The organism is Lichenibacterium dinghuense (assembly GCF_021730615.1).
In the GTDB taxonomy this organism is placed as follows: domain Bacteria; phylum Pseudomonadota; class Alphaproteobacteria; order Rhizobiales; family Beijerinckiaceae; genus Lichenihabitans; species Lichenihabitans dinghuensis.
In genome coordinates this window covers 2,020,955-2,046,140 of sequence record NZ_JAJLMN010000001.1, presented here as the reverse complement: position 1 = coordinate 2,046,140, position 25,186 = coordinate 2,020,955, and the positions used below count along the sequence as shown (strand labels likewise).

Sequence of the window (25,186 nt, the reverse complement as noted above, 5' to 3'; positions counted from 1 at the left end):
TCGGCTTTGGCGGAGGGTCATCGTTGCGGCATCAATAGTTCCGCGCCCGGTCCACCGCGTGCCGCAGCGGCTCGCCCCGCTCCAGAGCCACGATCTGCCCCGCGATGAGGTCGGCGACGGCCTCGGGGTCGGACAGGGCGGCGTTGTGGGGCGTCACCGTCACGGCGGGGTGGCGCCACAGCGGCGACTCGCGCTCCAGCGGCTCGCGCTCGAAGACGTCGAGCGTCGCGGCCGCGAGCGTGCCGTCGTCGAGGCCGCGCAGGATGTCGGCCTCGCGCTGCAGCCCGCCGCGGCCGGCGTTGATCAGCACCGGGCCGCCGAGCCGTCCGTCCCGCGCGAGCTTGGCGAAGAGCGCCGCGTCGAGCATGCCCGCCGTGTCGGGCGTCAACGGCAGCAGCACCACGAGGATGTCGGTGCGGCGCAGGAAGGCGTCGAGCCCCTCCGCGCCGGCGAAGCAGGCGATCCCCGGTACATCGCGCGGGCTCCGGCTCCAGCCCGCGACGTCGAAGCCGACGACCTTCAGCTTGGTCGCGGCGTCGATCCCGAGCACGCCGAGGCCCATCACGCCGACCCGCACCGCGCGCGCGGCCGGCTGGTACGGATCGTCGGCCCAGCGCGACTCCGCCTGCTGGCGCCGGTAGCGGCGCGCCTGCCGGTGGTGGCCGAGCACGTGGAGCAGGACCCACTCGCTCATCCGGGCGGTGAGGTCGGGGTCGACGACGCGGGCGACGGGCACGCCCGGCGGCAGCGCGGGGTCGGCGAGGAGGTGGTCGACGCCGGCACCGAGCGAGAAGACGGCCCGCAGGCCAGGAAGATCCGCCAGGGCGCCGTGCGGGTGGCGCCACGCCGCGGCGTAGCGCACGCGCTCCGGCGCGACCGGGTCGCCGAGCGCCGCCACGTCGAGGTGCGGCAGCCGCGCGGCGAAGCTCGCCAGCCAGGGCTCGGCCTCGGCGCGGCTGCGGCCGACCGAGACCAGGAGGGCGTCGCGCCCGCTCACGCGCAGGCTCCGGCGTCGATGCGCTCGATGACGGGACCGCGCGGGGCGGGCGCCGCCTCGCCGACCCGGCAGGCGCGGCGCAGGAGCGCGGCCGCGACGGCGGCGGCGGGCTCGGTGCGGGCCATGACGGTGCCGAGCGGCCGCGCCCCGGGCCCGACGGTGGCGCCGAGCGGCGCGAGGTTGGCGAAGCCGACGGACGGATCGACGGGTTCGCCGGGCCGGGTGCGCCCGCCGCCGAGGCCCACCACGGCCACGCCGACGAGCCGCGCGTCGATCGCCTCCAGCGCGCCATGCTGGTCCGCGTGGACGTCCCGGCACACCGGCGCGCGGGGCAGGTAGTGGTCGGGCCGCGACAGGAGGTCGGAGGGGCCGCCCTGGGCCCGCACCATGGCGGCGAAGCGCTCGGCGGCGCGGCCGGAGCGCAGGGCGTCGGCGATGCGGCGGGCCCCGTCGGCGGGGTCGTCGGCGAGCCCGCCGAGCGCCAGGGCCTCGCCGCCGAGCGCCGTCACGACGGCCTCGACGCGGGGGTCGAAGCGGCCCTCGGTCAGGATCGACACGGCGTGGCGCACCTCGACGGCGTTGCCGGCCGCGTCGGCGAGCGGCTGGTCCATGTCGGTGAGCAGCGCGGTGGTGGGCAGGCCGGCGCCCTCCGCCACGGACACGAGGCTGCGCGCCAGGGCGCGGGCCTCGTCGAGGCCCGCCATGAAGGCGCCGGAGCCGGTCTTCACGTCCATGACCAGGGCGTCGAGCCCGGCCGCGCGCTTCTTCGACAGGATGGAGGCGGTGATGAGCGGCACGGATTCCACCGTGGCGGTGACGTCGCGCACGGCATAGAGCCGGGCGTCCGCCGGGGCGACGTCGTCGCCCGCGCCCACGATGGCGCAGCCGCAGCCGCACACGATCTCCTGGAACTCCGCGATGTCGATGCCGGTGCGGAAGCCGGGGATGGCCTCGAGCTTGTCGAGTGTGCCGCCGGTGTGGCCGAGGCCGCGCCCCGAGATCATCGGCACGAAGGCGCCGCAGGCGGCGAGCGCCGGCGCCAGCACCAGGCTGACGTCGTCGCCGATGCCGCCCGTCGAATGCTTGTCGAGCACGGGGCCGCTGAGGCCGCAGGCGCGCCAGTCCAGCACGGCGCCGGACAGCGTCATGCTCTCGGTCAGGGCGACGGTCTCGCCCCGGTCCATGCCCCGCCAGAAGACCGCCATGGCGAAGGCCGCCATCTGCTCGCCCGACACGGCGCCGTTGACGATGCCGGCGACGAAGCGCTCGATCTCGGCCGCCGTCAGGGCCTCGCCGTCGCGCTTGCGGCGGATGATCTCGCCCGGCAGGGCCGAGGGTTTCGAACTGTCAGGCATCGTCGCGCGCCCGGATGTAGGCGCGCAGCAGGCGCTTCAGCGCGAGCGAGCCGCCGAGCGCCACGTCCTTGGTCTCGGCGTGGCTCGGGTTGCCGCCGCCGACGCCGGTGGCGAAGTTGGTGATCAGCGACAGCGCGGCGACGCGCAGGCCGAGCCGCCGCGCCAGGATCACCTCGGGCACGGTGGACATGCCGACGAGGTCGGCGCCGAGCACCTTGGCCATCTTGACCTCGGCGGGCGTCTCGAAGGACGGGCCCGAGAACCACATGTAGACGCCCTCGCGCAGCGCCGTGATGCCGGCCTGCACTGCGGCGCGCTTCAGCCGCGCGCGGAGGTGGCGGTCGTAGGCGTCGGCGAGGCCGACGAAGCGGTCGTCGCCCGAGGCGCCGATCAGCGGGTTCGACCCTGAAAAGTTGATGTGGTCCGCGATCAGCGCCAGCGAGCCCGGATACCAGTCGGCGTGGAGCGAGCCCGCAGAGTTGGTGAGGATGAGGTGGCGGGTGCCGAGCCGCGCCAGGGTTTCCAGCGGCACCCGCATGGCGGCGGGGTCGCCGGTCTCGTAGTAGTGGGCGCGGCCCTGCAGCACCGCCACGCGGGCGCCCTCCCAGGTGCCGACGACGAGCCGGCCGCCGTGGCCCGACACGCCCGCGGCCGGGAAGCCGGCGAGGTCGGCGTAGGGCACCGCGACGGCGTCCCCCAGCGCGTCGGCGACCGGGCCGAGGCCGGTGCCGAGCACGATCGCGGTCTCGACCGGGCCGGCGACGCCGCGCTCGGCCAGCAGGGCGATGTTGGTGTCGACGTCGGTCACGGGCGGGCGCCTCCGGCGGGTGCTGCGACGCTCGTCGCCTGATCGGGCGACAGGCGTCGCGGCTCTTCGTCACGGGCATCGTCGTCCCGCTCGGACCGCTTCGGTCCGGGCGTGCGATGATCGAGGTGGTCGGGCCCGAAGCTCGCGGGCAGCAGTTCGTCGAGCGTGAAGGTGCGGCGCAGGCCCTCAGGCCCCGCGACGTGGACGGGGGTGTCGGGGGCCGCGAACTCGCGGATGCGCTGGCGGCAGCCGCCGCACGGGGTGACGAGGGCGTCGCCGTCGCCCACCACCATCACGGCCGCGATGGCGCGCTCGCCCGCCAGCGCCATGGCGGCGATGGCGCCCGCCTCGGCGCAGGACCCCTGCGGATAGGCGGCGTTCTCGACGTTGCAGCCCGGGAAGACGCGGCCCGACGCCGTCAGCACGGCCGCGCCGACCTTGAAGCGCGAATAGGGCGCGTAGGCGCTCACCTGCGCCGCCCTGGCCGCCGCGAACAGGTCATCGATGGCGGCCATGGCTTCTCGGGGGTGCGACGGGGGCTGCGCCGGCGCGCGGCGGCACGGGCCGGGGATGAAACCCACGAAGGTTCATACGGTCAAGCCGGTGCAGAGGTTTCGCAGATGCGAGAGGCCGGACTTGCCCCGGAACCGGCCCTCACCGCTCCTTCGTGTAGGGGATCCCGCCCGCCTTCGGCGGCACGGCGCGGCCGATGAAGCCGGCCAGGAGCACCACGGTCAGGATGTAGGGGAGCGCCTGGATGGCCTGGACCGGCACCTCGCCGATGCCGGCCACGATCGTGCCCTGCAGGCGGATCGCGGCGGCGTCGAGGAAGCCGAACAGCAGGCAGGTGGCGAGCGCCGGCCAGGGCCGCCACTTGGCGAAGACCAGCGCCGCGAGCGCGATGAAGCCCTTGCCGGCCGTCATGCCGGTGAGGAAGCCCGCCGCCTGCCCGACCGACAGGTAGGTGCCGGCGAAGCCGCAGAGCACGCCCGCGATGAGGACCCCGCTGTAGCGGATGCCGCGCACCGACACGCCGGCCGTGTCCACCGCGGCGGGGTTCTCGCCCGTGGCGCGCAGGCGCAGGCCGAAGCGCGTGCGGTACAGCACGAAGGCGGTCAGCGGCACCGTCAGCAGGGCCAGGTAGGTGAGGACGTCGTGGCCCGACACGAGGTCGCCGTAGATCGGGCCGACCACCGGCACCCCGCCGACCGCCTGCGCGCCCGGCCAGGCGAGGCCCTCGAACCGGGAGGCCGGTACGGTGAGCTGCGGCGTGCGCCCGCCCTGGCCGTACCAGGCGTTGCCGACCGTCGCGGTGAGGCCCGCCGCCAGCAGGTTGACGGCGGTGCCCGACACGATCTGGTTGCCGCGCGCCTCGATGGCGGCGAAGCCGTGCGCCAGCGCGAAGACCAGCGACGCCGCGATTCCCGCGCCGAGCCCGATCCAGGCGCTGCCGGAAGCGTAGGCGGCGGCCGCCGAGGCGAAGGCCGCGATCAGCATCTTGCCCTCGAGGCCGATGTCGAAGATGCCGGCCCGCTCCGACCACAGCCCGGCTAGGCAGGCGAAGATCAGCGGCACGGACAGCCGCAGGCTCGACGACAGGAGCGGGACGGCGGTGCCGAGGATGTCGGCCGTCATGGCAGCTCCCCGCCCGGCTCGGCGACGCGCGCCGGCAGGCTCGTCTCGCCGGCCTCGCCGGGGCGCAGGCGCGCGGCGAAGAGGCGGGCGAGGCCGCGCCGGAACAGCCCTTCCAGCGCGCCGGCGAAGAAGACGACGAGGCCCTGCACCACCACGATCATGTCGCGGGTGATCTTGGGCTCGTCGAAGGCGAGCTCGGCGCCGCCCTGGTACAGCATGCCGAACAGGAAGGAGGCCAGCACCACGCCGAGCGGATGGCCGCGCCCCATCAGCGCCACCGCGATGCCGACGAAGCCGTAGCCCGAGGTGAAGTCGAGCAGCAGGCGGTTCTGCACGCCCATGATCTCGTTGACGGCGACGCCGGCCGCGAGTGCCCCCGACAGCGCCATGGTGAGCACGGTGATCCGCGCCGGCGAGATGCCGCCGTAGACGGCGGCGGCCGGGTTCTGCCCAACGGTGCGGACCTCGTAGCCGGTGCGGGTGCGCCATACGAAGACCCAGACGCCGAGCGCGCAGGCCATCGCGAGCACGAAGGACAGGTTCAGCGGCGTGGTGGGGGCGGAGATGCCGACGAGCGCCAGGACGGACTTGAACGACGGCACGGCGGCGGAGGGCGGGAAAGCGGCCGATTCGGCCTGCATGTCGCCGGTCGGGCGCAGCACGTTCACGAGCAGGTAGGCCATCAGGGTCGAGGCCAGGAAGTTGAACATGATCGTCGTGATGACGATGTGGCTGCCGCGCTTGGCCTGCAGCACGCCGGGCACCGCCGCCCAGGCGGCGCCGAACAGGGCCGCGGCCAGGACGGCCGCGGGCACCAGGATCCAGGGCGGCAGGAAGCCGCCGTGGAGGCACACCAGCGCGGCGCCGAGCCCGCCCACGTAGGCCTGGCCCTCCGCGCCGATGTTGAACAGCCCGCCCTGGAAGGCCAGCGCCACGGCGAGGCCGGTGAAGATGAAGTCCGTGGCGTAGTAGAGCGTGAAGCCCAGGCCTTCGGCCGAGCCGAGGCTGCCCCGCACGAGCTCGACGAGGGCGCCCCAGGGATCGACCCCGATGGCTGCGACCACGAGGCCGCCGACCCCGAAGGCCGCCGCCACGGCCAGGAGCGGCACAAGGACGACGTCGGCCCACGCGGGGAGGGAGCGGCCGGCGCTCACGAAGCGCTCGCTCTGGCGGCGCTCATCCGGGCAGCGCCAGGTTGCCGTCGGCGTCGAGCGGGAAGAAGGGGTTGTGGGCCAGCTCCCAGATGTGGCCGTCGGGGTCGGAGAAGTAGCCCGAATAGCCGCCCCAGAAGGCCGTCTCGGGCTTCTTCAGCGCGGTGGCGCCGGCCGCGAGCGCCTTGGCGAAGGCGGCGTCGACCGCCTTGGGGCTGTCGAGGTTGTGGGCCAGCGTGACGCCCGAGAAGCCCGGCTGCGAGTCGGCGATGGCGGCGTCGGCGGCGAGCGCCGCCCGGCCGAACAGCGACAGCGCGATGCCGTTCAGCTGGAAGAAGGCGACGTCGTCGCCCTGGCTGGCGCTCGACGCCGTCCACCCGAGCTTCTCGTAGAAGCGCCGCGCGGCCGGCACAGAGGCCACGCCGAGCGTCACGATCGTCATACGCTGGTCCATCACGTCCCTTCGCTGTCCATCCCCGCCATCATCAGCCCGATCTCGCCCACGAAGGCGGGGTCGCCCGCAGCGTCCGGCGGCGGGCGGCGCGTGCCGGTCAGCCGGCCGCCGCACATGACTAGGATCAGGTCGGACAGCGCCAGCACCTCGTCGAGCTCCACCGACACGACCAGCACCGCCACGCCGGCGTCGCGCAGCGCCACCAGACGCCGGTGGATGAACGCGATGGCGCCGATGTCGACGCCGCGGGTCGGCTGGCCGCAGAGCACGATGCGGGGGTCGCGCTCCAACTCGCGGGCCAGCACGATCTTCTGCTGGTTGCCGCCGGAGAAGTTGGCGCTCTTCAGCCGGGGCGCCGCCGGGCGCACGTCGTAGTCGGCCATCTTGCGCGCCGCGTCGGCCAGCACCGCCCGGCGGCGCAGGAAGGGGCCGAAGCCGAAGCGCGGCTCGCGGTGGATGCCCAGGATCGCGCTCTCGGCGGCCTCGAAGGCGGTGACGAGCCCCATGCGGTGCCGGTCCTCCGGCACGTGGACGAGGCCGAGCCGCCCCAGCGCCGCCGGATGCCGCTCGGCCGGCGGCACGGCGCGGCCGTCGACCAGCACCTCGCCCGAGCTGAGCGGGCGGATGCCGGCCAGCGCCTCGAGTAGCTCGGACTGGCCGTTGCCGGACACGCCCGCGAGGCCGGCGATCTCGCCCGCGCGCAGGGTGAAGGACACGTCGTCGACGAGCTTCACGCCGCCCTCGCCGAGGCAGGACAGGTTCCGGACCTCCAGCCGCGGCGGACCCGGGGCGCGCGGCGCGCGCGCCACGGCGAGGGACACGCGCCGGCCCACCATGGCGTCGGCCAGCGCGGCCGGGGTGGTGGAGGCCGTGTCGACCGTCTCCACGATCGTGCCGCGCCGCATCACCGACACGCGGTCCGTCACCGCCATGATCTCGCGCAGCTTGTGGGTGATCAGCACCACGGTCACGCCCTGGGCCTTCAGCTTGCGCAGGAGCACGAAGAGCCCGTCCGCCTCGGCAGGGGTGAGCACGGCGGTGGGCTCGTCGAGGATCAGCACCGCGGCGCCGCGCAGCAGCGCCTTCACGATCTCGACGCGCTGCTGGAGCCCCACCGCGAGGTCGCCGACGAGCGCGTCGGGATCGACGGCGAGGCCGTAGTCCCGCGCGAGCTCGTCCAGCCGGGCGCGGATGCGCCTGGAGCCGCCGCGCAGCAGCGCGCCGCCCTCGGCGCCCAGCATGACGTTGTCGAGCACGCTCAGCGTGTCGACCAGCATGAAGTGCTGGTGGACCATGCCGATGCCGTGGCGGATCGAGTCCTTGGAGGAGGCGATGCGGACGGGCTCGCCCTTCACGCGGATCTCGCCGGCGTCGGCCTCGTAGAAGCCGTAGACGATGGACATCAGCGTCGACTTGCCGGCGCCGTTCTCGCCCACGATGCCGTGGATCGTCCCCGCCGCGACCGACAGGTTCACGTCGCGGTTGGCCCGCACGGGGCCGAAGCTCTTGGAGATGCCGACGAGGTCGAGCGCGGGGAAGGTCAAGGACGCGATCCTTCGAGCAAGCCGCCATGAGCGGCCGGCCTGCGCCTCGACGGGTTAGCCCTTCTCCCCTTGAGGGGAGAAGGTCCGCACAGCGGGAATGAGGGGGGAGGCGTAACGCGCCAGCCAGTTTCCCCCTCATCCGTCGTCGTTGCGCGACGACACCTTCTCCCCGCAGGGGAGAAGGGCTGCGCACGACGGCCGCGATCAGCTCCCATAGGCCACCCGCATGGCGTCGATCGCGTCGAGCTTGGCGCGGAACGGGCCCCAGTCGTCGGCGCGGTTCACGGCCTCCAGGATCGCCTCGACCTCCGGGTGGAGCAGGGTGCAGGGCTCGGCGCGCGAGAAATACGGGTGGTCCAGCCCGGCGCCGCCGTCGGGCTCGGCCGCGTCGAGCGCTTCCCGCAGCACCCCGTAGGCCTCGCCGGCGTAGAACTCCGCGTTCGGGCTTCGGGCCGCGCGGCCGGCCGACAGGCGCCCGCCGCGGTGGTCGAAGACCGCCTGCTCGAAGGGCGCGCCGGAGGCCTCCAGGAAGGTCCAGAACATCTCGACGAGCCGCTTGTCGGCCTCGGGGTCCGCCGCGGGCCGCAGCCCCAGCCGCCGCAGCGTTTCGGCGACGAAGGCGGCGCGGAAGGCCGGCGCGAAGCCGCCGAGCGTCGCCTCCAGCTCGGCCTGCGGCGCGACGTCGAGCAGGCATTCGGCGAGGCGCGTCAGGTTCCACAGCAGCACGGTCGGCTGGCGCCCGTAGGCGTAGCGGCCCGCGTGGTCGAAGTAGGCGGCGGTGAAGCCGGGGTCGTAGGTGGGCAGGAAGCGCCAGGGGCCGTAGTCGAAGGACTCGCCGGTGACGTTGATGTTGTCCGTGTTGAGCACGCCGTGGACGAGGCCGGCCGCCATCCACTGCGCGCCGGTGCGGGCCACGTCTCGGGCCACGCCTTCCAGGAACGCCACGGCCGTCGCCGCCGACGTCGGGCGCCGCGCCTCGGGCCGATAGGTCTCGACCGCGTGGTCGAGCAGGCGGAGGATGTCGTCCCCTTGTTCGAGGTAGCGCAGGCGCTGGAACGAGCCGATGCGGATGTGGGAGTGCGACAGCCGCACCAGCACGGCCGAGCGGGTCGGCGAGGGCTCGTCGCCGCGCTCGAGGTCCTCGCCCGTCTCGATCAGGCTGAAGCTCTTCGACGTGTTCACGCCCTGCGCTTCGAGCAGCGCCGTCGCCAGCACCTCGCGGAGGCCGCCGTTCAGCGTCAGCCGCCCGTCGCCCGATCGCGACCAGGGCGTGGTGCCGCTGCCCTTGGTGCCGAGGTCGAGCAGGCGCCCGTCCCGGAGGTCGTGCATCTGCGCGAACAGGAAGCCGCGCCCGTCGCCGAGGTCGGGGTTGTAGGAGCCGAACTGGTGGCCGTGGTAGCGCAGCGCGACCGGCCGCGGCAGGGAGCCGGGCAGGGGGCTGAACCGGCCGAAGTGGCGCGCCCATTCCGCGTCGTCGAGCGATCCCAGGCCGACGCGCGCGGCCCAGCGGCCGTTGCGGTAGCGGATGTCCGTCCGCGGGAAGTCCGCGGGCGCCACGGGGTCGTAGAAGGCGTCCCCCAGCGCGAGGTGGCGCGCCGAGGGCCGGAACGCGGGCGACAGGGTCAAACGGTCAGTCCGGGCATTTGCTGTCCGCCATGTAGTCGTGGACGGAGATCTTGCCGGACTCGATGTCGGCCGCCGCGGCCTTCACGGCCTTGAGCATGTCGGGCGTCAGCAGGTCCTTGTTGTACTGGTCCTCGGCATAGCCGACGCCGTCCTGCTTCAGGCCGAGCACGGTGATGCCGGGCTTCCAGGTGCCGTCCTTCGCGGCCGTGAACGTGTCCTTCACGGCCACGTCAACGTGCTTGAGCATGGAGGTGAGCACGTGGCCGGGGAACAGCCCGTCCTGGTCCGAATCGACGCCGATGCCGAGCTTGCCCGCGTCCGCCGCGGCCTGCAGCACGCCGTTCCCGGTGGCGCCGGCCGCGTGATAGATGACGTCCGCGCCGCGGTCGATCTGCGATTTCGCGAGCTCGCCGCCCTTCACCGGGTCGTGCCAGGCGTCGGCCGTGGTGCCGGTCATGTTCTGCAGCACCTCGACCTTGGGGTTGGCGTATTTCGCCCCCTGCGCGTAGCCGCAGCCGAACCGGTGGATCAGCGGGATGTCCATGCCGCCCACGAAGCCGATCTTCCCGGTCTTGGACGCCATGGCGCCGAGCAGGCCCACCAGGAACGAGCCTTCGCCCTCCTTGAACAGGATCGACTGCACGTTGGGCTTGTCGACCACGGCGTCCACGATCACGAACTTGGTGTCGGGGAACTCGGCCGCCACCTTCTCCATAGCGCTGGCCTGGCTGAAGCCGATGGCCACGACGGGGCTGAAGCCGTCCTTGGCGAAGCGGCGCATGGCCTGCTCGCGCTGGGCGTCGTTCTGGACTTCGAAGTCACGGAACGGGACGCCGGTGGCCTGCTTGAAGGCCTCGGCGCCGTGGAACGCGCCCTCGTTGAAGCTTTTGTCGAACTTGCCGCCGAGGTCGTAGATCAGCGCGGGCTTGGTGTCGGCCGCCTGGGCCGCACCGGCGGCCAGCAGGCACGCGCCCATCATCAGTCCCGCAAACCTGCCGTGAGCCATCGTGCCGATCCTCGCCCGCGGCGCCCCTCGGACGCCCTCGGGAAAGCAGCATCGCATGCCGCGTGCCGGCCGAAAAGACGGGACGTCGCCCCCGCCTGCCTCTCCGATCAGGGCTCCGTGGCGGCGCGGAAATGGTCGAGCACGAAGACCCGGATGGCGGAGGACAGGTTGGCCGGGCCGCGCCGGCGGTCGATCTCCGCCACGAGGCCCGCGACGGTGGAGGCCCGCGCCGCCGCGATGTCGCGCAGGCCCGTCCAGAAGGCGTCCTCGAGCGAGATGCTGGTCCGGTGGCCCGCGACCGTCAGCGAGCGCTTGCCGACCGCCGTCCCGCCGTCAGCGGGGCGCGACATCGTCGGGCGCGCCGCCGTGCGGCGTCCGGAGCCGATGGGCGTCGAGCTTGGCCTCGGCGCGCCTGTTCTCGTCCGCCGAGGCGCTCCGCTCCTCCCGCGTGCGGCCGAAGGCGGCCCGGTTGCGGGCCGCTTCCTCGGCCCGGTCGGCGCGCTCGCGCGTCTTGCGGACCCGGCGGAGGTTGACGACGTCGCCCAACGGACGCGTCAGGGCTTCTTGCGGAAGGCGTCGATGGACACGACCTTGGGGCCGCCCGCGCCCTCGCCCGCCGCCTCCTTGTCGTCGTCGGCCGGCACCTTGGCCAGCACCGGCCTCGGCTTGTCGGCCTTCCTGTCGTCCGGCTTGGGGGACGCGTCCGTGAGGCGCGGCTGCGGCGAGGCCTCCACCGTGGCCAGCGCGCGGGGGCCCTTCGGCGCCTCCGCCAGGGCGGGCTTCGACAGGGCGTCGGCGGGCGAGCCGGCGTCCTTGGTGTCGAACTTCAGCCCGAAGGTGACAGACGGGTCCTGGAACATCGTGATGGCGGCGAAGGGCACGTAGAGCCGCTCGGGCATGTTGTTGAACGACAGCCCGACCTCGAAGCCGGCCTCGGTGACGGTCAGGCCCCAGAACTGGTGCTGGAGGATCACCGTCATCTCGTCCGGGTAGCGCTCGCGCATGCGGCTCGACAGCCGCAGGCCGGGCGTGGCGGTCTTGAAGGTGATGAAGAAGTGGTGCTCGCCCTGCAGCCCGCTGCGGGCGACGTCGGTCAGGACCTGGCGCACGACCCCCCGCAGAGCGTCCTGGACGAGCAGGTCGTAACGGATCAGATCGGCCATCGTGTTCCACCGGTGGGCATGCGGGAGACGCGGCCGCCGCTGCCGGCACGCCTCGGCTCCCGGGAGCGTGAGCGTCGGGCGGCCCGCATCTGCGGCGCGACCCGGCGACGGGCATGGCGGCCGGCGTCGAAACGACGGCGCGACGACCGAAGCCACGCCAGGATGATAGGGGCGGGGTCGGCCGAAGTCCAGGCTCGGAGGCTCGCCCCTAGCGCTCGATCATCCCGTCCATGACGCCGATCAGGCTGCGCATCTGCCCCATGCTGAGGCGCCGGAACTGCAGGCCCAGGCGGGCGCGGTCGCCCGCGGCGCGGTGGTTGGACACGATCACGGGCAGCATCACGGGGGGCGACGCGCCGTCGGCGGGCCGGATGCTGAGGACGCCGGTGTTGCCGAGCGCGCCATCGGGCAGGTTCTCGATCTCGATGCCGCAGCCCGTCACCGACATGTCGCTGACCGTGACGGCGGCCACGGAACTGCCGGACGCCAGCTCGCCCGCGCATTTCACGGCGAAGCGGGGAGCGACGCGCCTTTCGACCGATGAGGAACTCATGACACCCATCCCGTCCAACTCCGGCCCAATGTCCTGCCGAAAGGTTGAGACTCTCGGAATCATTCGACCCTTTTCGGGCCGGGACGGGGGAGGGCGGGTCAGAGCGGCCCCATGACCTCGCCGCGCAAGCCGTAGACCTCGCGGGCGCCGCCGAGCGCCACGAGCCGCACCTCGCGGCTCTGCCCCGGCTCGAAGCGCACCGCCGTGCCGGCCGGGATGTCGAGCCGGAAGCCCCGCGTCCGCGCCCGGTCGAACCGGAGGCCCGGGTTGGTCTCGAAGAAGTGGTAGTGCGAGCCGACCTGGATCGGCCGGTCGCCGGCGTTGGTCACCTCCAGCGTCACCGTCTCGCGGCCCTTGTTCATCGTGACGTCGCCTGGCGCCGGCAGGGCCTCGCCGGGGATCAGCGCGTCGTCGGCGCCGCGGATCGGGTGGTGCACGGTCACGAGCTTGGTGCCGTCCGGAAAGGTGGCCTCGACCTGGATGTCGTGGATCATGGAGGCCACGCCCTCCATCACCTGGTCGGCGCGCAGGACCTCGGTGCCGGCGCGCATCAGGTCCGCGACGCTGCGCCCGTCGCGCGCCCCTTCCACCACGGCGTCGGTGATCAGCGCCACCGCCTCGGGGTGGTTCAGCTTCACGCCGCGCTCCAGCCGCCGCCGGGCCACCTGGGCCGCGAGGGCGACGAGCAGCTTGTCCTTCTCGCGCGGCGTGAGGTTCATGCGGCTCGCCCCCGTCAGGCCCAGAGGCGGGGCAGGGCGCGCCCCCGCAGTCCGGACAGAAGCGCCACGATAGCGGCGCGCAGCGCCCGTGGCGAGGGCGACAGGGCGCGCGCGACCAGCATCCCGTTCCACGCGCTGGCGCCGCCCGAGACCTCGGGCATGTCGAGCGCCGCGCGGGCGCGGTCGAGCGCGCCTTCCGCGCGGGGCGACATCCATATCGCGGTGGCCGAGGCCCGGGCGCCCCCGCCGAGCGCCGGGCGGTCGAGGAGCCCCGCCACGTCGCCGCCGAGGTCGAGCTCTTCGGCGAGGACGAGCCGCCCGCCGCGCCGCACGCGCCAGCGGTCGCGCACGCGCCCGGCGCCCATCCGCTCGCCCATGCCGAGGCGGCCGAACACCAGCGTCTCGGCCATGAGCAGGTCGGCGTCCTCCGCCATGGCGGCGTCGAGGGTCCGATGGAGGCGCGCGCCGTCGAACAGGATGGTCTCCTGCGGCAGCCAGTCGAGCGCCGCGCCCCCGCCGAGCGTCAACGCGACGGAGACGCGCGTCTCGGCCTCGGCCCCGCCGGCCGCCGCCTCGCTGGCGTGGACGCCGCGGTACACCTTCTCGGCCGCCGTGGTGGTGATCGTGGCGGCGGTGCCGGCCTCGGCCGCGAAGGCGAACTCCGCCCGGTCGCCGCCCGCCATGCCGCCGCCGGTGTTGACGATCACGGCCTCGCAGGGGCCGCCGTGCGTCCGCGGCAGGCGCAGCCGGTAGCCGCCCGTCTCGTGCGGGCCGACCACCTCGGTGCGGGCGCCCACGCGGCGGAAGCCGGCCGCGATCGCGCCGCGGGCGCGGTTGGAGGGGGGAGCGTCGGTCATGGGGCGCGGTGTCGGCCTTCGCGGGGAAACGCGCAACCCTGCGCCGCGCCCCCCGTTGACCGGCTTCCCGCCCGCGAGATTTCGCCATGCCCGCCGACGCTCCGACCCATCCCCGCGCCCGCGCGGGCGCCCGCCTCGCGCTCGCGGCCGTCTATGCCGGGATCGGCGTCGTGCACGTGACCAGGCCGGATGCCTTCCTGCCCATCATGCCGGACTGGGTGCCGGCGCCGCGCGACGTGGTGCTGGCGACGGGGGTGTGCGAGCTCGCCGGCTCCGTCGCGCTGCTGACGCCGCGCCTGCGCCGCGCCGCGGGCTGGGCCTTCGCGGCCTACGCGGTCTGCGTCTACCCGGCCAACGTCAAGCACGCGATCGAGAACGTGAACGTGCCGCCGATCCCGTCGTCCTGGTGGTACCACGGGCCGCGGCTCGCGTTCCAACCCGTGTTCGTGTGGTGGGCGCTGTGGGCGGCGGGCGTGGTGGACTGGCCGTTCGGGGGAAGGGTTACGCGAACGGCTCGCGCTCCAGGTCGACGATGACGCGCAGAAGCTGCCCGGCCGCGTCGAGGTCTGCGCCGATGAAGCACAGATGATAGCCGAAATCGCTGTCGAACAGGATGAGGCGCTCCGTCCTCTTCGATCGCGACCGACCGCGTCCGCGACTGCCGCAGATTTTCCAGATGGCGCCACTGCTCCGTATGGGGTCGCAGGTCGACCACCAAGCCCTTCCCCTGCGACCGCCTCGCCTCGAGGTCGCGGGCGATCCGCTCGGCTTCGGCGAGCGGCAGGTCGCGCCACCCAAAGACGCCACGGCCCTCTCCGGGCGACGTCAGCGGTCCCGCGCCGACCTCCGCCGCGACCTCGGCTCCGTGGCGGCCCCAGAACGCGACATCGGCCAAACCGTCGGCCGAGATGTCGTCGTCCCAATCGAGGTCCAGCGCGGCATCGACCACGACCATGCGCCCGTACTGCACGGAAGCGGTGCCGATCTCCGCCCGCTCCGCCGCGATCCCGTCCCGCATCGTGACATGGAGCTTGCTCAGAATGGCGTCTCTGCTCTCGCCGCGGCGGTATTCGCCCGACACGGGATAGGCGACGTCCGGCTGGAGGCCTTCGATCACGGCGCCGTCGGTGTTGCAGGCCGTCCGGATCGACACCCGCGGGCTGCCGGGCATCGGGCCGTGGTGGTACAGCCTCGGGGACCATACGCCCGCTGCCACCCAATCGCAGATCGTCAGCCGGCCCGAGGGGCACAGCACCGATCCGAGCGAGACGTGAGTATCGTCGTCAGGTGCTTGCGGCATCGCTGTTTCACCAGGGCCCGATGAGGGCAACGATGTCTTCCAGGGAACCCACACGAGGGTCCAGGTCTGTCGGCCGTCGATCGGCCCGGCTTTGGTTCACCAGTCGTCCGGATACGCCTCTCCGCCCATCAGCCGAACCATTTTGAGATCGCCAAAAGCCATGCGGCTCCCATCATTGAGGCAGAATTTACCCTTGTCGAACCAGCCCATCGTCGTCCCTTTTTCCGTCGCGACGGCGATCATACGGTCGATCCATGCATCGAGATCGCCGTGAAACTGCAGAGGGTAATAACGATCTCCATTAGGAACCGTCACACGGAACCAGTCCCGATGGATTGTGTCGGGATTCAGATCCGGGTGTCCTTCGCGGACGGCGTCAATGAATTTTTCGAGCAGATCATGGGTGAGGATTTCCTCGTATTTCTTCAGGTACAGACAAAAAGATGTATTGTATGTTCGAATTCCAGGTATGACTACGCCGCCCACGGTTTGGTGAATCGGGCTATAATAGACGATCTCCAACTTTCGAGCTTGTATAAGCTCATCTTCTGACAAAAAATCCCTTATTGAGTTCACAGCTCTTGTGTTTTCTCGGGTGAAAGGCGGAGTCAAATCGCCGTAGTCATATGGCGTGCATCCAGGTGGAATGAACTCCACGTTGAAGGGTGTGCCTCCGGACATCGCTGTCTCCTATCGCGATTCAATATACTCTATGCGGAATCCTGAGAGCCCTTTTTCCGAAAAAAAGTAACCATACTTGTAAACAAGTTCCCGATCGTTGACGATCCACAGTAGACCTCCTTTGAACGCGTCAAGATACTTGCGCGCTTGAGCAACATCTTTATCGGCGATGAAACTCAGCATGTTATCGGGGTCATGGATCCCAGTGCTGTTTTGTTGAGATAATTGACTTCAAGGGCTATTTTTATCCATTTTCTACATCTGTAAAGAGTCCATCCGGTGCGTTGTCGCCTTGTTCGTACTTGCGGTTTGGAGGTGGGGGCGCAGGGTCGAAGTTGAGCGCCTTCCGCACTTCGTTTTCATAAAATTTCCCTTGCTCGTCCGCATTCTTGCCTCGCGCCTCCAAGCTGAGATTGTCAGGAATCTTGATCGACGCAAGGGCTTTAGAAGCGCGGTAAGTGCCCGGCGTTGGTGGCTCGTCAGCCCGTTCATTGCGGCTCGGAGATGCACCAGTTTCAGGCGACAGAGGCCAGGGGCGAACGGGGACGGATTGAGCGGGTTCCGTGACGCCTGCGCCAGCCAACCGAGGAGAGGGTGGTGGGTCGGTGGGTGGGCCGCCAATCAGCCAATCCGGCCGCAGATGCTGGGCAAGAGCCCGCACCGCACCACGGGCCTTCATATACAGATAAAGTGGACCCAGCACCGTTTGTGCCGCCCACCGTACTACGGCATCGACTTCGGGGTCATCCTTGCTTGCGGCTGGGTCGACAGCCTTCGGCGCGACAGTTCCAGGGATGTCCGGCTGATTGGACAGACCAGATGGAACTCCTTCGCCTGCAGGAGGTAATGCCGGGTCAGAGTGAAGACTTGTCGGTTGTAGCGGGAGAACGCTTTCGCTCTCGCTGGCCGCAGGTTGTAAGGCTTGAATGCCGCCGGACGTCCACCGCCCCCAGAGGTCGCGCGGTTGCGTCGGGCTGAAGTCCAGTATGCTCTGCGTCCCGCCAGCGCTTGCCGTCGTCTCCACCTCCGCGAACACCGCCGTGGCGTTCGGGTACGTCCCGTCCGCGACCAGTTGCGCCTCGGCGAGCTTGGCCACCACCGCGTCCGGCCACAGCTTCAGCCCCGCGTAGACCTGCGTGGCCTGTGCGCGGCTCAGAGCCAGCGCGGCCTTCGCCGGCTCGTCCAGCTGCCATAAGGGCCGGAACGCGAAGCTGAGCGCACCCTCGTCGATCCCCTCCGACCAGCAGATCAGGCGGTCGAGCCGCTCCAGCTGCGGCCGGAGATCCAGCTCCTGCCTGGCCGCGATCATGTCGTAGTAGTTGCGGATGTCGCTCTCGCCCGTCGCCGACAGACCCGACGGCGACTGCCCGAGCAGGCGCGTCACCGGGATGTCCGCCGCCCCCGCCGCCACCTGCAGGAAGCAGCGCGCCATCTCGGGCAGCCCCGCGAAGACGACCGTCTGCCGCGACCAGCTCTCGCCGTCGCCGAGCAGCAGCAGGTTGTTCATCGACTTCATCGCCGCCGCATAGGCGAAGCGCGCCGACAGCTGCGCGGTCGTCTCGGCCGAGCTCAGGTGCTCGCTAAGGTTCGGCACCGTGACGACGTCGACCTTGGCCTCGTGCAGCAGGCTCGTCGCCCCCGCCAGCGACAGCGCCGCGGCGTGCACGGCGTCGTAGAGCGCCTGCAGCACCGAGTCGGACCAGAACGCGCCCGCCGCGCTCGGGTCGGGCAGCGGGTTGCCGAGGAAGCGCACCAAGCGCGAGGGGTGAAGCTCCAGCGGCGGCCGGCCCAGGGACGACAGCGTGTACATCTTCGGCTCGCCGCACCACGGGCTGAGCGGGTTCAGGTCGAGATCGCTCACGCCGAGCTGCCAGCGGCTGACGGCGTGGAGGTAGGCTAGCCCGCCCTTCGGCAGGCGGGGCTCGAGCGGGCACGCCAGGGCGGCGGGGTCGCACTCGCCATCGCCGATCAGGATGGCGCCGCCGCCGTACAGGCGCCCCAGCGTCATGGCGCGCTGCACCGTCCTGCGCAGCCCGAGCCTTCGCTCGGCGGCCTCGACGCGCGCCACGTCGGCCCGGTGCCCCGACCACGAGCGCCATGCCCTGACCGAGTCGTAAGGCACGATGTCGACGACCTTCCGCGCGAGCCAGTCGCCGCGGTACATCGCCTCGATCTGGGCGCGGCCGAGCTCGAAGACCGCGAAGGCGTCGTGGGCCGCCTTGTCGCGCCCGGTGCCGAGCGAGGCCGCGAGGTTGGACAGGCTGTCGCGCACGCCCGCGCCGAACGAGAACGTCATGCGGACCTCGCGATGTGAGGGAAGGGCGCGCGACGGCGGCCCGCGGCTCGGGCGAGCGGCAGGGGGCGGTCGGCGTGAGGGTGTTCAGGGGCGGGGAGTGCATCCCCTCATCCGCCTCGGCTCCGCCGAGGCACCCTTCGACAAGCTCAGGGCAGGCTTTTCTCCCGCGGGCGGGAGAAGGGGAGGCACATCAAGCGTCGGGCATGGAAAAAGGCCCGCGGGCGAGGCACCCTGGGCCGAACGGCAGTTCTGCAGCGGACCTATTCAGGCCACATCAGGCGCCCAACGTCAAGAACAGATGATGAGCATTCACTCCTGAGCCCCGCCGATCCTCCTTGCCGGCCCCCAGCCGACCTGCTAGACCACGCGGCGGTTGCATCAGCGCCTCGGCTCCACCCTTGGAGCGGAGGGGCCGCCGACCCATATCCCGACTACGCCTTCCCGTGCCGGCCCATGCGCCGGCCCGCCCATCGCGGCGGAGGGTCCCCCGCGGGGGACCGTCGGCCCTGGAAGACGCCCCACAACACTGACCGCCGGCGCCGCCCGGGACACCCCGGGCCCCAGGAGAATAGATGTCCGCAGTCGCTTCCTACGGTTCGCCTTCGCGCGATGATTTCGCCGCTCTGCTCGACGAGAGCTACGGCAAGAACGAGGCCTTCGAGGGCACGGTGGTCAAGGGGATCATCGTCGCGATCGAGAAGGACGTGGCGGTGATCGACCTCGGTCTGAAGACCGAGGGCCGCGTCGCCATGAAGGAGTTCACCAACAACGGGCGCGACGAGCTGCCCGGCGTCGGCGACGAGGTCGAGGTCTACCTGGAGCGCATCGAGAACGCGCTCGGCGAGGCCGTCATCTCGCGCGACAAGGCCCGCCGCGAAGAAAGCTGGGTCAAGCTGGAGAAGGCCTTCGAGCGCCAGGAGAAGGTCGAAGGCATCATCTTCAACCAGGTCAAGGGCGGCTTCACGGTCGACCTCGACGGCGCCATGGCGTTCCTGCCGCGCTCCCAGGTCGACATCCGCCCGGTGCGCGACGTCGCCCCGCTGATGGGCGTGCCGCAGCCGTTCCAGATCCTGAAGATGGACCGCCGCCGCGGCAACATCGTCGTGTCGCGCCGCACCGTGCTGGAAGAGTCCCGCGCCGAGCAGCGCCACGAGATCGTGGCCAACCTCGAAGAGGGCCAAGTCATCGACGGCACCGTCAAGAACATCACCGACTACGGCGCCTTCGTGGACCTCGGCGGCATCGACGGCCTGCTGCACGTCACCGACATCGCGTGGCGCCGCGTCAACCACCCGACCGAGGTGCTCTCGATCGGCCAGACGGTGCGGGTCAAGATCATCAAGATCAACCACGAGACGCACCGCATCTCGCTCGGCATGAAGCAGCTGCTCGACGATCCGTGGCAGGGCATCGAGGCCAAGTACCCGATCGAGATGAAGCTCACGGGCCGCGTGACCAACATCACCGACTACGGCGCCTTCGTGGAGCTGGAGCCGGGGATCGAGGGCCTCATCCACGTGTCCGAGATGTCCTGGACCAAGAAGAACGTCCACCCCGGCAAGATCGTGGCGACGAGCCAGGAGGTCGAGGTGCAGGTGCTCGAGGTCGACGCCGTCAAGCGCCGCATCTCGCTGGGCCTCAAGCAGACCCTGTCGAACCCCTGGGAGTCCTTCGCGGAGCGCTTCCCCGTCGGCACCGAGGTCGAGGGCGAGGTCAAGAACAAGACCGAGTTCGGCCTGTTCATCGGCCTCGACGGCGACGTGGACGGCATGGTCCACCTCAGCGACCTCGACTGGAACCGCCCGGGCGAGCAGGTCATCGACGACTACAAGAAGGGCGACGTCGTCAAGGCGCAGGTCCTGGACGTCGACGTCGAGAAGGAGCGCATCTCGCTCGGCATCAAGCAGCTGGCCGGCGACCCCTTCGTGGCCCGCGTGGGTGAAGAGGGCGGCGAGCTGCGCAAGAACGCGATCGTGACCTGCGAGGTGACGGACGTGAAGGAAGGCGGCATCGACGTGAGCATCGTCGGCACCGACCTGACGGCCTTCATCAAGCGCTCCGACCTCGCCCGCGACCGCAACGACCAGCGCTCCGAGCGCTTCGCCGTCGGCGAGAAGGTGGATGCCCGCATCACCCTGTTCGACCGCAAGGCCCGCAAGGTGTCGGTGTCGATCAAGGCGCTGGAGATGGCCGAGGAGAAGGAAGCCATCGCCAACTTCGGCTCCGCCGACTCCGGCGCGTCGCTGGGCGACATCCTGGGTGCCGCGCTCCGCGCCCGCACCGAGGGCGAGAAGAAGTAAGCTTCCTCTCCCGATCCGACGAGGAAAGGCCCGCGCGGGACACCGCGCGGGCCTTTCCGCTTTTCAGGGGCCGGCGACACCGGAGCGTCGGTCCGTGCCGCGCGCGTCGAGCGCCCGTCGGCGGCAGGGCACGGCACGATCCGATCGCGCGGGGGCGAGGATCCGGGCGGCGGATCTCCGGCAGGCATGGCCGCGTGCTGTCCCGACCCGTCGCACGGCCGGGCTCCTCCCCGCGAAGAGGCAGGGGAGCCCTCCAGCCGCCGCGAGGGGCGATACGGGGCGATGCGACGCGGGGAGCGGCCGGATGCGAGCCTCTGCCGCGTCCCGACGGGACCCTGCGGCCCCTGCCGGTCAGGCGGTCAGATCGCGTGGGTGGCGACGTAGAAGCCGATCCCCACCAACAGCAGGAAGCCGACCAGGATGGAGGCGAAGTGGCGCTCCAGCGCGCCGCGGATCGGGTCGCCGAAGCGGTTCAGCAGACCCGCCAGGATGAAGAACCGCGCGCCGCGCGTGATCACCGACAGCAGCACGAACAGCGCGAAATTGTAGCCGAGCAGCCCGCTCACGATCGTGACGAGCTTGTAGGGGATCGGCGTCAGGCCCTTGATGAGGATCAGGAGCCAGCCCCACTGCGCGTAGGCGGCGCGCATCGCCTCCATCTTGTCGGCATAGTGGTAGGTGGCGATCAGCCACTGCCCCACCGTGTCGTAGAGCAGCGCCCCGATGGTGTAGCCGACCATGCCGCCCAGCACCGAGGCCGCCGTGCAGATGGTGGCGTAGGCCCAGGCGCGCTGCGGGCGGGCCAGCGCCATCGGCACCAGGATCAGGTCCGGCGGGATCGGGAAAAACGAGCTCTCCGCGAACGCCACGGCGCCCAGCGCCAGCGGGGCGTGGCGGCTCTCGGACAGCCGCAGCGTCCAGCGGTAGATTCCATCGAACATGGCCGGGGCTTAGCCGAGGGCGGCGGGCGAGTCCATGGCGCGGCCGGGGCGCGTCGGCTAGCGTGTCGTCCCCGACACTGTCCCACGAGGCCCCGCCCGATGCGCCGAACCGTCGCCCTCGCCCTGTCGCTCCTCGCCTCCACCTCGGCCTTCGCGGTCGCGCCGGCCCCCGTCGGGGCCGACAACGGCATGGTGGTGACGGCGCAGCACCTCGCCTCCGAGGTCGGCGCCAGGGTGCTGAAGGAGGGCGGCAACGTCGTCGACGCCGCCGTTGCGGTGGGCTACGCGCTGGCCGTGGTGTTTCCGGCGGCCGGCAATCTCGGCGGCGGCGGCTTCGTCAACATCCGCTTCGCCGACGGCCGCTCGTCCTTCGTCGACATGCGCGAGAAGGCGCCCGGTGCCACGACCCCCACCATGTTCCAGGACGGGCAGGGCAACGTCGTCCCCGGCCGATCGACCAGCACCTGGCTCGCCGTCGGCGTGCCCGGCACGGTGGCGGGCCTCGAATGGGCGCGCGAGCACTACGGGACCAGGCCGCGCGCGGACCTCCTCGCCCCGGCGATCCGGCTCGCCCGCGACGGCTTCGCGCTGGAGCCCGGCGACGTGAGCCTGCTCCAGCAGGCGACGCCCACCTTCGCGGCCGACCCCGCCACCGCGACGATCTTCACGCGCGGCGGCCGTCCCTTCGCGGTCGGCGACCGCCTGGTGCAGACCGACCTCGCCGCGACGCTCGAGGCCATCTCGGCCGGCGGAGCGGACGGCTTCTACAGGGGCCGGACCGCCGACGCCATCGCGGCGGCCAGCCGCGCCGGGGGCGGCATCATCACGGAAGGCGACCTCGCGGCCTATCGCGCGCGCGAGCTCAAGCCCGTGCGCTGCTCCTACCGCGGCTACGACATCCAGTCCGCGCCCCCGCCGAGCGCCGGGGGCGTGGCGATCTGCGAGATCCTGCAGATCCTCGAAGGCTACGACCTCGGCGCCATGGGCTACCACTCGGCCGCGGAGGTGCACACGATGGTCGAGGCCATGCGGCGCGCCTACCGCGACCGCCAGGGCCTCGGCGACCCGGACTTCGTGAAGAACGACATCGCCAAGCTGGTCGACAAGGACTACGCGGCCGGGCTCCGCGCCGGGATCGATCCCGACAAGGCGACGCCCTCCACCGCCCTCGTGCCGCCGCCCGACCAGGAAGGCCGGCAGACCACGCATTACTCGGTCGCGGACGGCGCCGGCAACGCCGTCTCGGTGACCTACACGCTGAACTCGTGGTTCGGGCTCGGCCGCGTCGCGGGGAACACGGGCGTGCTGATGAACAACGAGATGGACGACTTCGCGTCCAAGACCGGGGCGTCGAACCAGTTCGGCCTCGTGGGCAGCGACGCCAACGGCGTGCAGCCCGGCAAGACGCCGATCTCCTCCATGAGCCCGACGATCGTCTCGAAGGACGGGAAGCTCGCCATGGTGATCGGCAGCCCCGGCGGCTCCACCATCATCACCACCGTGGTTCAGGCGATCGTCAACGTGGTGGACCACGGCATGACGGTGTCGGCCGCCATCGACGCGCCGCGCTTCCACATGCAGTGGATGCCCGACGTCGTCACGCTGGAGCCCTTCGCGCTGTCGCCCGACACGCGCCGCATCCTGGAAAGGGAGGGCTACGGCTTCAAGGACAGGGCGCCCTGGGGACAGGCGGCCGGCATCACCACGGAGGTGTTCGGCCGCGACGGGGGCGGGAACGACCTCGCCATCCCGGACCTGTCGCGTCCCCCGAAGGCCTACAAGCTCTACGGCGCCGACGACGACCGCGATCCCGTGGGCTCGGCGGCGGGTTATTGACAGGCGACCGCGGCCGGCATCGAATGTGTCGCCTGAACCGTCCCCCGACGGCGTCGGAGGGCGACCATGTCCAGCGAGGATGCGAAGCGGGCCTTCGCGAAGGTGACCGACGAGATCAATCGCCGGTCTCAGACGGAGGGGCCGGGGGCCGACGCGGCCTCCGACCTGGCCGAGATCCTCGCCGAGCACGAGCGCGAATGCGCCGCGCTGACGCGCGCCCTGGCCGAGGCGGGCCCTGAGGGCGCGGCCAGGTGACGACCCTGCCGGGAAACCTCACACCGCAGGCCCGGCAAGACCTCCGCAAGCAACTCCGCCGCAGCCGTGAGACCTTCGGACCCGTCGCGGCGTTGAAGCTCAGCTCCAAGCTGCTGGCTCGCTTCCGCCTCATCGAGGCCGGAAAAGCCATCGGACACGTCCGCCACGACCTGCCCTTCGCCGAGCCGACACTGTGCCTGACTGTCAGCCCGTTGCTCGTCATCTACAATCCGCACACGTGCCTGGTGCTCCGCGTGGTGGATGGACGCCGCGATCTGACCGCGCTGACGGACGAATGATCCCGACGCGACGCTCACCCCTCTCATGAACTGAAACCGAGCTTCCATGTCCGAACCGCGCCGCCGCGCGCCCAAGCCGCCCGGCAACATCGAGCCCCTGGCCACGCTGCCGATCTTCTTCAAGCTCGGCGGCCGCCGCGCCCTCGTGGCGGGCGGCACGCCGCCGGCCGTGTGGAAGGCCGAGCTGATCGCCGCGGCGGGCGCCGAGGTCCACGTCGTCGCGGCCGAGCCCTGTCACGAGATGGCGGAACTGGCGGAAGCCCTGCCGGACCGCATCACCCTCCACCGCCGCGGCTGGACGCCGGGCGATTTCGACGGGGCCGCCATCGCGATCGGGGCCTTCGAGGGCGACGAGGGCGAGGCCTTCCGCGCCGCCGCGCAGGCGGCCGGCGTGCCAGTCAACGTCATCGACGTGCCGCCGCTCTGCGAGTTCCAGTTCGGCACGGTGGTGGCGCGCTCGCCGCTCGTCATCGGCATCTCGACCGACGGGGCCGCACCCGTCTTCGGCCAGGCCCTGCGGGCGCGCATCGAGGCCCTGCTCCCGGCCGGGATCGGCGCCTGGGCGGCGGCGGCGAAGGATTGGCGGGAGCCGCTCCAGGCCCTCAAGCTCGGCTTCGCGGCCCGGCGGCGCTTCTGGGAACTCTTCGCCGACATGGCGCTGGAGGGGGGCGACCGCGCCCCCCGCGAGGAGGACCGCCTGCGCTGCATGGAGGAGGCCACGGCCGCGGAGGCGCGGGCCGGCGGCCGCGTGATCCTGGTGGGCGCCGGGCCGGGCCCGGCCGATCAGGCGACGCTCGGCGCCGTGCGGGCGCTGCAGTCCGCCGACGTCATCCTGCACGAGCCCGGCGTGGCGCCGGGGGTGCTGGGGCTCGGCCGGCGCGAGGCGCGCCGCCTGCCGGCCGAGCGGGACCGCGGGCAGGCCGAAGCCGCCGTCCGTGCCCTCGCCGACGAGGGGCGCACCGTGGCCTGGGTGGGGCCGGGCGATCCCGGAACCTGCGCGAACTGGGCGGGGCGGGGAGCGTCGCTCGAAGGCTCCCCGTCGGTGCTGGAGAGGGTGGCCGGGCTGCGCTGCCCGACCTGCCCCGATGGCTGCGCGGCCCCGGCCGGCGGGGCCGCCGCGGCTCAGTGATCGGCCTTCAGCGTGCGGGTGCCGCCGTGCGACGCGTGACCGCCCTTGCGGCCCGCCTGGGCAGCGAGGCCGTGGTTCTGCGAGAAGCTGCGCTTCTCGGGGTCGACGCTCTGGCCGCCCTTGCGGCCGGCCGCGGAGGCCAGTTGGTGGTTCTGCGAGAAGCTGCGCTTCTCGTTGGGGACGCTCTCGCCCCCCTTGCGCGCGATGGCCCGCCGCTTCTCCAGGTCCATGGAAGCAAAGCCGCGGGTCGAGCGCGTCGCCAATTGTTGTTCCTCGGGCAT

25 protein-coding genes and 1 pseudogene are annotated in these 25,186 nt (G+C 71.8%); 6 read left to right on the top strand and 20 right to left on the bottom strand.

Annotation, left to right across the window (positions count from 1 at the left end; genetic code table 11):
- Positions 1–31 precede the first annotated feature (31 nt).
- The 16 genes and pseudogenes from L7N97_RS09960 to L7N97_RS09885 form a co-directional block, all read right to left on the bottom strand.
- A complete protein-coding gene (locus L7N97_RS09960) occupies positions 32–997 on the bottom strand; it encodes a 2-hydroxyacid dehydrogenase (RefSeq protein WP_237478151.1) in 966 nt (321 codons plus the stop codon).
- The gene (locus tag L7N97_RS09955) at positions 994–2,352 is read right to left on the bottom strand and encodes a thymidine phosphorylase (RefSeq protein ID WP_237478150.1); all 1,359 of its coding nucleotides are present in this window, start codon (positions 2,350–2,352) and stop codon (positions 994–996) included. The genes L7N97_RS09960 and L7N97_RS09955 overlap by 4 nt, the downstream gene beginning before the upstream one ends.
- A complete protein-coding gene (locus tag L7N97_RS09950) occupies positions 2,345–3,160 on the bottom strand; it encodes a purine-nucleoside phosphorylase (protein ID WP_309242782.1) in 816 nt (271 codons plus the stop codon). Before L7N97_RS09950 ends, L7N97_RS09955 begins: the two co-directional genes overlap by 8 nt.
- 122 nt (positions 3,161–3,282) lie before the next feature.
- Positions 3,283–3,675, bottom strand: a pseudogene (gene cdd / locus L7N97_RS09945) (cytidine deaminase); the annotation flags it as partial.
- Positions 3,676–3,814: 139 nt separating this feature from the next.
- Positions 3,815–4,795: an ABC transporter permease gene (locus L7N97_RS09940; protein WP_237478149.1), complete on the bottom strand. Its 981-nt coding sequence runs from the start codon at positions 4,793–4,795 to the stop codon at positions 3,815–3,817.
- Positions 4,792–5,949, bottom strand: a complete 1,158-nt coding sequence (locus L7N97_RS09935) for an ABC transporter permease (RefSeq protein ID WP_237478148.1) — start codon at positions 5,947–5,949, stop codon at positions 4,792–4,794. Before L7N97_RS09935 ends, L7N97_RS09940 begins: the two co-directional genes overlap by 4 nt.
- Positions 5,950–5,971: 22 nt before the next feature.
- A complete protein-coding gene (locus L7N97_RS09930) occupies positions 5,972–6,400 on the bottom strand; it encodes a VOC family protein (protein ID WP_237478147.1) in 429 nt (142 codons plus the stop codon).
- Positions 6,400–7,944 (bottom strand): ABC transporter ATP-binding protein, encoded by a 1,545-nt coding sequence (locus L7N97_RS09925; protein ID WP_237478146.1) that lies wholly within the window; start codon positions 7,942–7,944, stop codon positions 6,400–6,402. The genes L7N97_RS09930 and L7N97_RS09925 overlap by 1 nt, the downstream gene beginning before the upstream one ends.
- A 204-nt stretch (positions 7,945–8,148) precedes the next feature.
- The gene (locus L7N97_RS09920) at positions 8,149–9,570 is read right to left on the bottom strand and encodes a protein adenylyltransferase SelO family protein (protein ID WP_237478145.1); all 1,422 of its coding nucleotides are present in this window, start codon (positions 9,568–9,570) and stop codon (positions 8,149–8,151) included.
- 4 nt (positions 9,571–9,574) lie between these two features.
- Positions 9,575–10,576 carry a BMP family lipoprotein gene (locus L7N97_RS09915; protein WP_428980975.1) on the bottom strand — a complete coding sequence of 334 codons (1,002 nt, stop codon included), beginning with the start codon at positions 10,574–10,576 and terminating at the stop codon, positions 9,575–9,577.
- A gap of 107 nt (positions 10,577–10,683) precedes the next feature.
- The gene (locus L7N97_RS09910) at positions 10,684–10,926 is read right to left on the bottom strand and encodes a ribbon-helix-helix domain-containing protein (protein WP_237478144.1); all 243 of its coding nucleotides are present in this window, start codon (positions 10,924–10,926) and stop codon (positions 10,684–10,686) included.
- Positions 10,910–11,122 carry a DUF4169 family protein gene (locus tag L7N97_RS09905; RefSeq protein ID WP_237478143.1) on the bottom strand — a complete coding sequence of 71 codons (213 nt, stop codon included), beginning with the start codon at positions 11,120–11,122 and terminating at the stop codon, positions 10,910–10,912. The genes L7N97_RS09910 and L7N97_RS09905 overlap by 17 nt, the downstream gene beginning before the upstream one ends.
- 8 nt (positions 11,123–11,130) lie before the next feature.
- On the bottom strand, positions 11,131–11,739 hold the full coding sequence (locus L7N97_RS09900; protein ID WP_237478142.1) for an SspB family protein: 609 nt from the start codon (positions 11,737–11,739) through the stop codon (positions 11,131–11,133).
- 208 nt (positions 11,740–11,947) lie between these two features.
- Entirely contained in the window at positions 11,948–12,292 is a 345-nt protein-coding gene (locus tag L7N97_RS09895; RefSeq protein ID WP_237478141.1) for a PilZ domain-containing protein, read from the bottom strand.
- Positions 12,293–12,390: 98 nt separating this feature from the next.
- Positions 12,391–13,011, bottom strand: coding sequence for an urease subunit gamma (locus L7N97_RS09890; protein ID WP_237478140.1), 621 nt, complete (start codon positions 13,009–13,011; stop codon positions 12,391–12,393).
- A 14-nt stretch (positions 13,012–13,025) separates the two neighbouring features.
- Positions 13,026–13,868: an urease accessory protein UreD gene (locus L7N97_RS09885; protein WP_237478139.1), complete on the bottom strand. Its 843-nt coding sequence runs from the start codon at positions 13,866–13,868 to the stop codon at positions 13,026–13,028.
- An 86-nt stretch (positions 13,869–13,954) separates the two neighbouring features.
- On the opposite strand from L7N97_RS09885, the gene L7N97_RS09880 reads away from it, so the two are divergent.
- A complete protein-coding gene (locus tag L7N97_RS09880) occupies positions 13,955–14,404 on the top strand; it encodes a DoxX family protein (RefSeq protein WP_237478138.1) in 450 nt (149 codons plus the stop codon).
- Between the two features lie 860 nt (positions 14,405–15,264).
- On the opposite strand, the gene L7N97_RS09875 is transcribed toward L7N97_RS09880, so the two are convergent.
- Both L7N97_RS09875 and L7N97_RS09870 read right to left on the bottom strand, forming a co-directional pair.
- Positions 15,265–15,849, bottom strand: coding sequence for a hypothetical protein (locus tag L7N97_RS09875; protein ID WP_237478137.1), 585 nt, complete (start codon positions 15,847–15,849; stop codon positions 15,265–15,267).
- Between the two features lie 244 nt (positions 15,850–16,093).
- A complete protein-coding gene (locus L7N97_RS09870; RefSeq protein WP_237478136.1) occupies positions 16,094–18,145 on the bottom strand; it encodes a DUF1073 domain-containing protein in 2,052 nt (683 codons plus the stop codon).
- Positions 18,146–18,717: 572 nt separating this feature from the next.
- Between L7N97_RS09870 and rpsA the strand changes: the two genes are divergently transcribed.
- Positions 18,718–20,445, top strand: coding sequence for a 30S ribosomal protein S1 (gene rpsA / locus L7N97_RS09865; RefSeq protein WP_237478135.1), 1,728 nt, complete (start codon positions 18,718–18,720; stop codon positions 20,443–20,445).
- Positions 20,446–20,804: 359 nt separating this feature from the next.
- Here the strand turns inward: rpsA and L7N97_RS09860 are convergent, their stop codons facing one another.
- Positions 20,805–21,386 (bottom strand): YqaA family protein, encoded by a 582-nt coding sequence (locus L7N97_RS09860; protein ID WP_237478134.1) that lies wholly within the window; start codon positions 21,384–21,386, stop codon positions 20,805–20,807.
- A 99-nt stretch (positions 21,387–21,485) separates the two neighbouring features.
- On the opposite strand from L7N97_RS09860, the gene ggt reads away from it, so the two are divergent.
- The 4 genes from ggt to L7N97_RS09840 all read left to right on the top strand — a co-directional run bounded on the left by ggt (position 21,486) and on the right by L7N97_RS09840 (position 24,905).
- Entirely contained in the window at positions 21,486–23,222 is a 1,737-nt protein-coding gene (gene ggt / locus L7N97_RS09855) for a gamma-glutamyltransferase (protein ID WP_237478133.1), read from the top strand.
- Between the two features lie 66 nt (positions 23,223–23,288).
- A complete protein-coding gene (locus L7N97_RS09850) occupies positions 23,289–23,477 on the top strand; it encodes a hypothetical protein (RefSeq protein ID WP_237478132.1) in 189 nt (62 codons plus the stop codon).
- Positions 23,474–23,776, top strand: coding sequence for a type II toxin-antitoxin system RelE/ParE family toxin (locus tag L7N97_RS09845; RefSeq protein ID WP_237478131.1), 303 nt, complete (start codon positions 23,474–23,476; stop codon positions 23,774–23,776). Before L7N97_RS09850 ends, L7N97_RS09845 begins: the two co-directional genes overlap by 4 nt.
- Positions 23,777–23,822: 46 nt before the next feature.
- Positions 23,823–24,905, top strand: a complete 1,083-nt coding sequence (locus L7N97_RS09840; protein ID WP_237478130.1) for an NAD(P)-dependent oxidoreductase — start codon at positions 23,823–23,825, stop codon at positions 24,903–24,905.
- On the opposite strand, the gene L7N97_RS09835 is transcribed toward L7N97_RS09840, so the two are convergent.
- A complete protein-coding gene (locus tag L7N97_RS09835) occupies positions 24,899–25,186 on the bottom strand; it encodes a con-10 family general stress protein (protein WP_237478129.1) in 288 nt (95 codons plus the stop codon). The genes L7N97_RS09840 and L7N97_RS09835 overlap by 7 nt on opposite strands.

Coding starts and splice junctions, on each gene's coding strand:
- L7N97_RS09860 (WP_237478134.1), bottom strand. CDS start 21,386: ATGTTCGATGGAATCTACCGCTGGACGCTGCGGCTGTCCGAGAGCCGC.
- L7N97_RS09955 (WP_237478150.1), bottom strand. CDS start 2,352: ATGCCTGACAGTTCGAAACCCTCGGCCCTGCCGGGCGAGATCATCCGC.
- L7N97_RS09840 (WP_237478130.1), top strand. CDS start 23,823: ATGTCCGAACCGCGCCGCCGCGCGCCCAAGCCGCCCGGCAACATCGAG.
- L7N97_RS09930 (WP_237478147.1), bottom strand. CDS start 6,400: ATGGACCAGCGTATGACGATCGTGACGCTCGGCGTGGCCTCTGTGCCG.
- rpsA (WP_237478135.1), top strand. CDS start 18,718: ATGTCCGCAGTCGCTTCCTACGGTTCGCCTTCGCGCGATGATTTCGCC.
- L7N97_RS09915 (WP_428980975.1), bottom strand. CDS start 10,576: ATGGCTCACGGCAGGTTTGCGGGACTGATGATGGGCGCGTGCCTGCTG.
- L7N97_RS09890 (WP_237478140.1), bottom strand. CDS start 13,011: ATGAACCTCACGCCGCGCGAGAAGGACAAGCTGCTCGTCGCCCTCGCG.
- L7N97_RS09895 (WP_237478141.1), bottom strand. CDS start 12,292: ATGAGTTCCTCATCGGTCGAAAGGCGCGTCGCTCCCCGCTTCGCCGTG.
- L7N97_RS09835 (WP_237478129.1), bottom strand. CDS start 25,186: ATGCCCGAGGAACAACAATTGGCGACGCGCTCGACCCGCGGCTTTGCT.
- L7N97_RS09940 (WP_237478149.1), bottom strand. CDS start 4,795: ATGACGGCCGACATCCTCGGCACCGCCGTCCCGCTCCTGTCGTCGAGC.
- L7N97_RS09870 (WP_237478136.1), bottom strand. CDS start 18,145: ATGACGTTCTCGTTCGGCGCGGGCGTGCGCGACAGCCTGTCCAACCTC.
- L7N97_RS09850 (WP_237478132.1), top strand. CDS start 23,289: ATGTCCAGCGAGGATGCGAAGCGGGCCTTCGCGAAGGTGACCGACGAG.
- L7N97_RS09880 (WP_237478138.1), top strand. CDS start 13,955: ATGCCCGCCGACGCTCCGACCCATCCCCGCGCCCGCGCGGGCGCCCGC.
- L7N97_RS09910 (WP_237478144.1), bottom strand. CDS start 10,926: ATGTCGCGCCCCGCTGACGGCGGGACGGCGGTCGGCAAGCGCTCGCTG.
- L7N97_RS09875 (WP_237478137.1), bottom strand. CDS start 15,849: ATGTCCGGAGGCACACCCTTCAACGTGGAGTTCATTCCACCTGGATGC.
- L7N97_RS09885 (WP_237478139.1), bottom strand. CDS start 13,868: ATGACCGACGCTCCCCCCTCCAACCGCGCCCGCGGCGCGATCGCGGCC.
- L7N97_RS09900 (WP_237478142.1), bottom strand. CDS start 11,739: ATGGCCGATCTGATCCGTTACGACCTGCTCGTCCAGGACGCTCTGCGG.
- ggt (WP_237478133.1), top strand. CDS start 21,486: ATGCGCCGAACCGTCGCCCTCGCCCTGTCGCTCCTCGCCTCCACCTCG.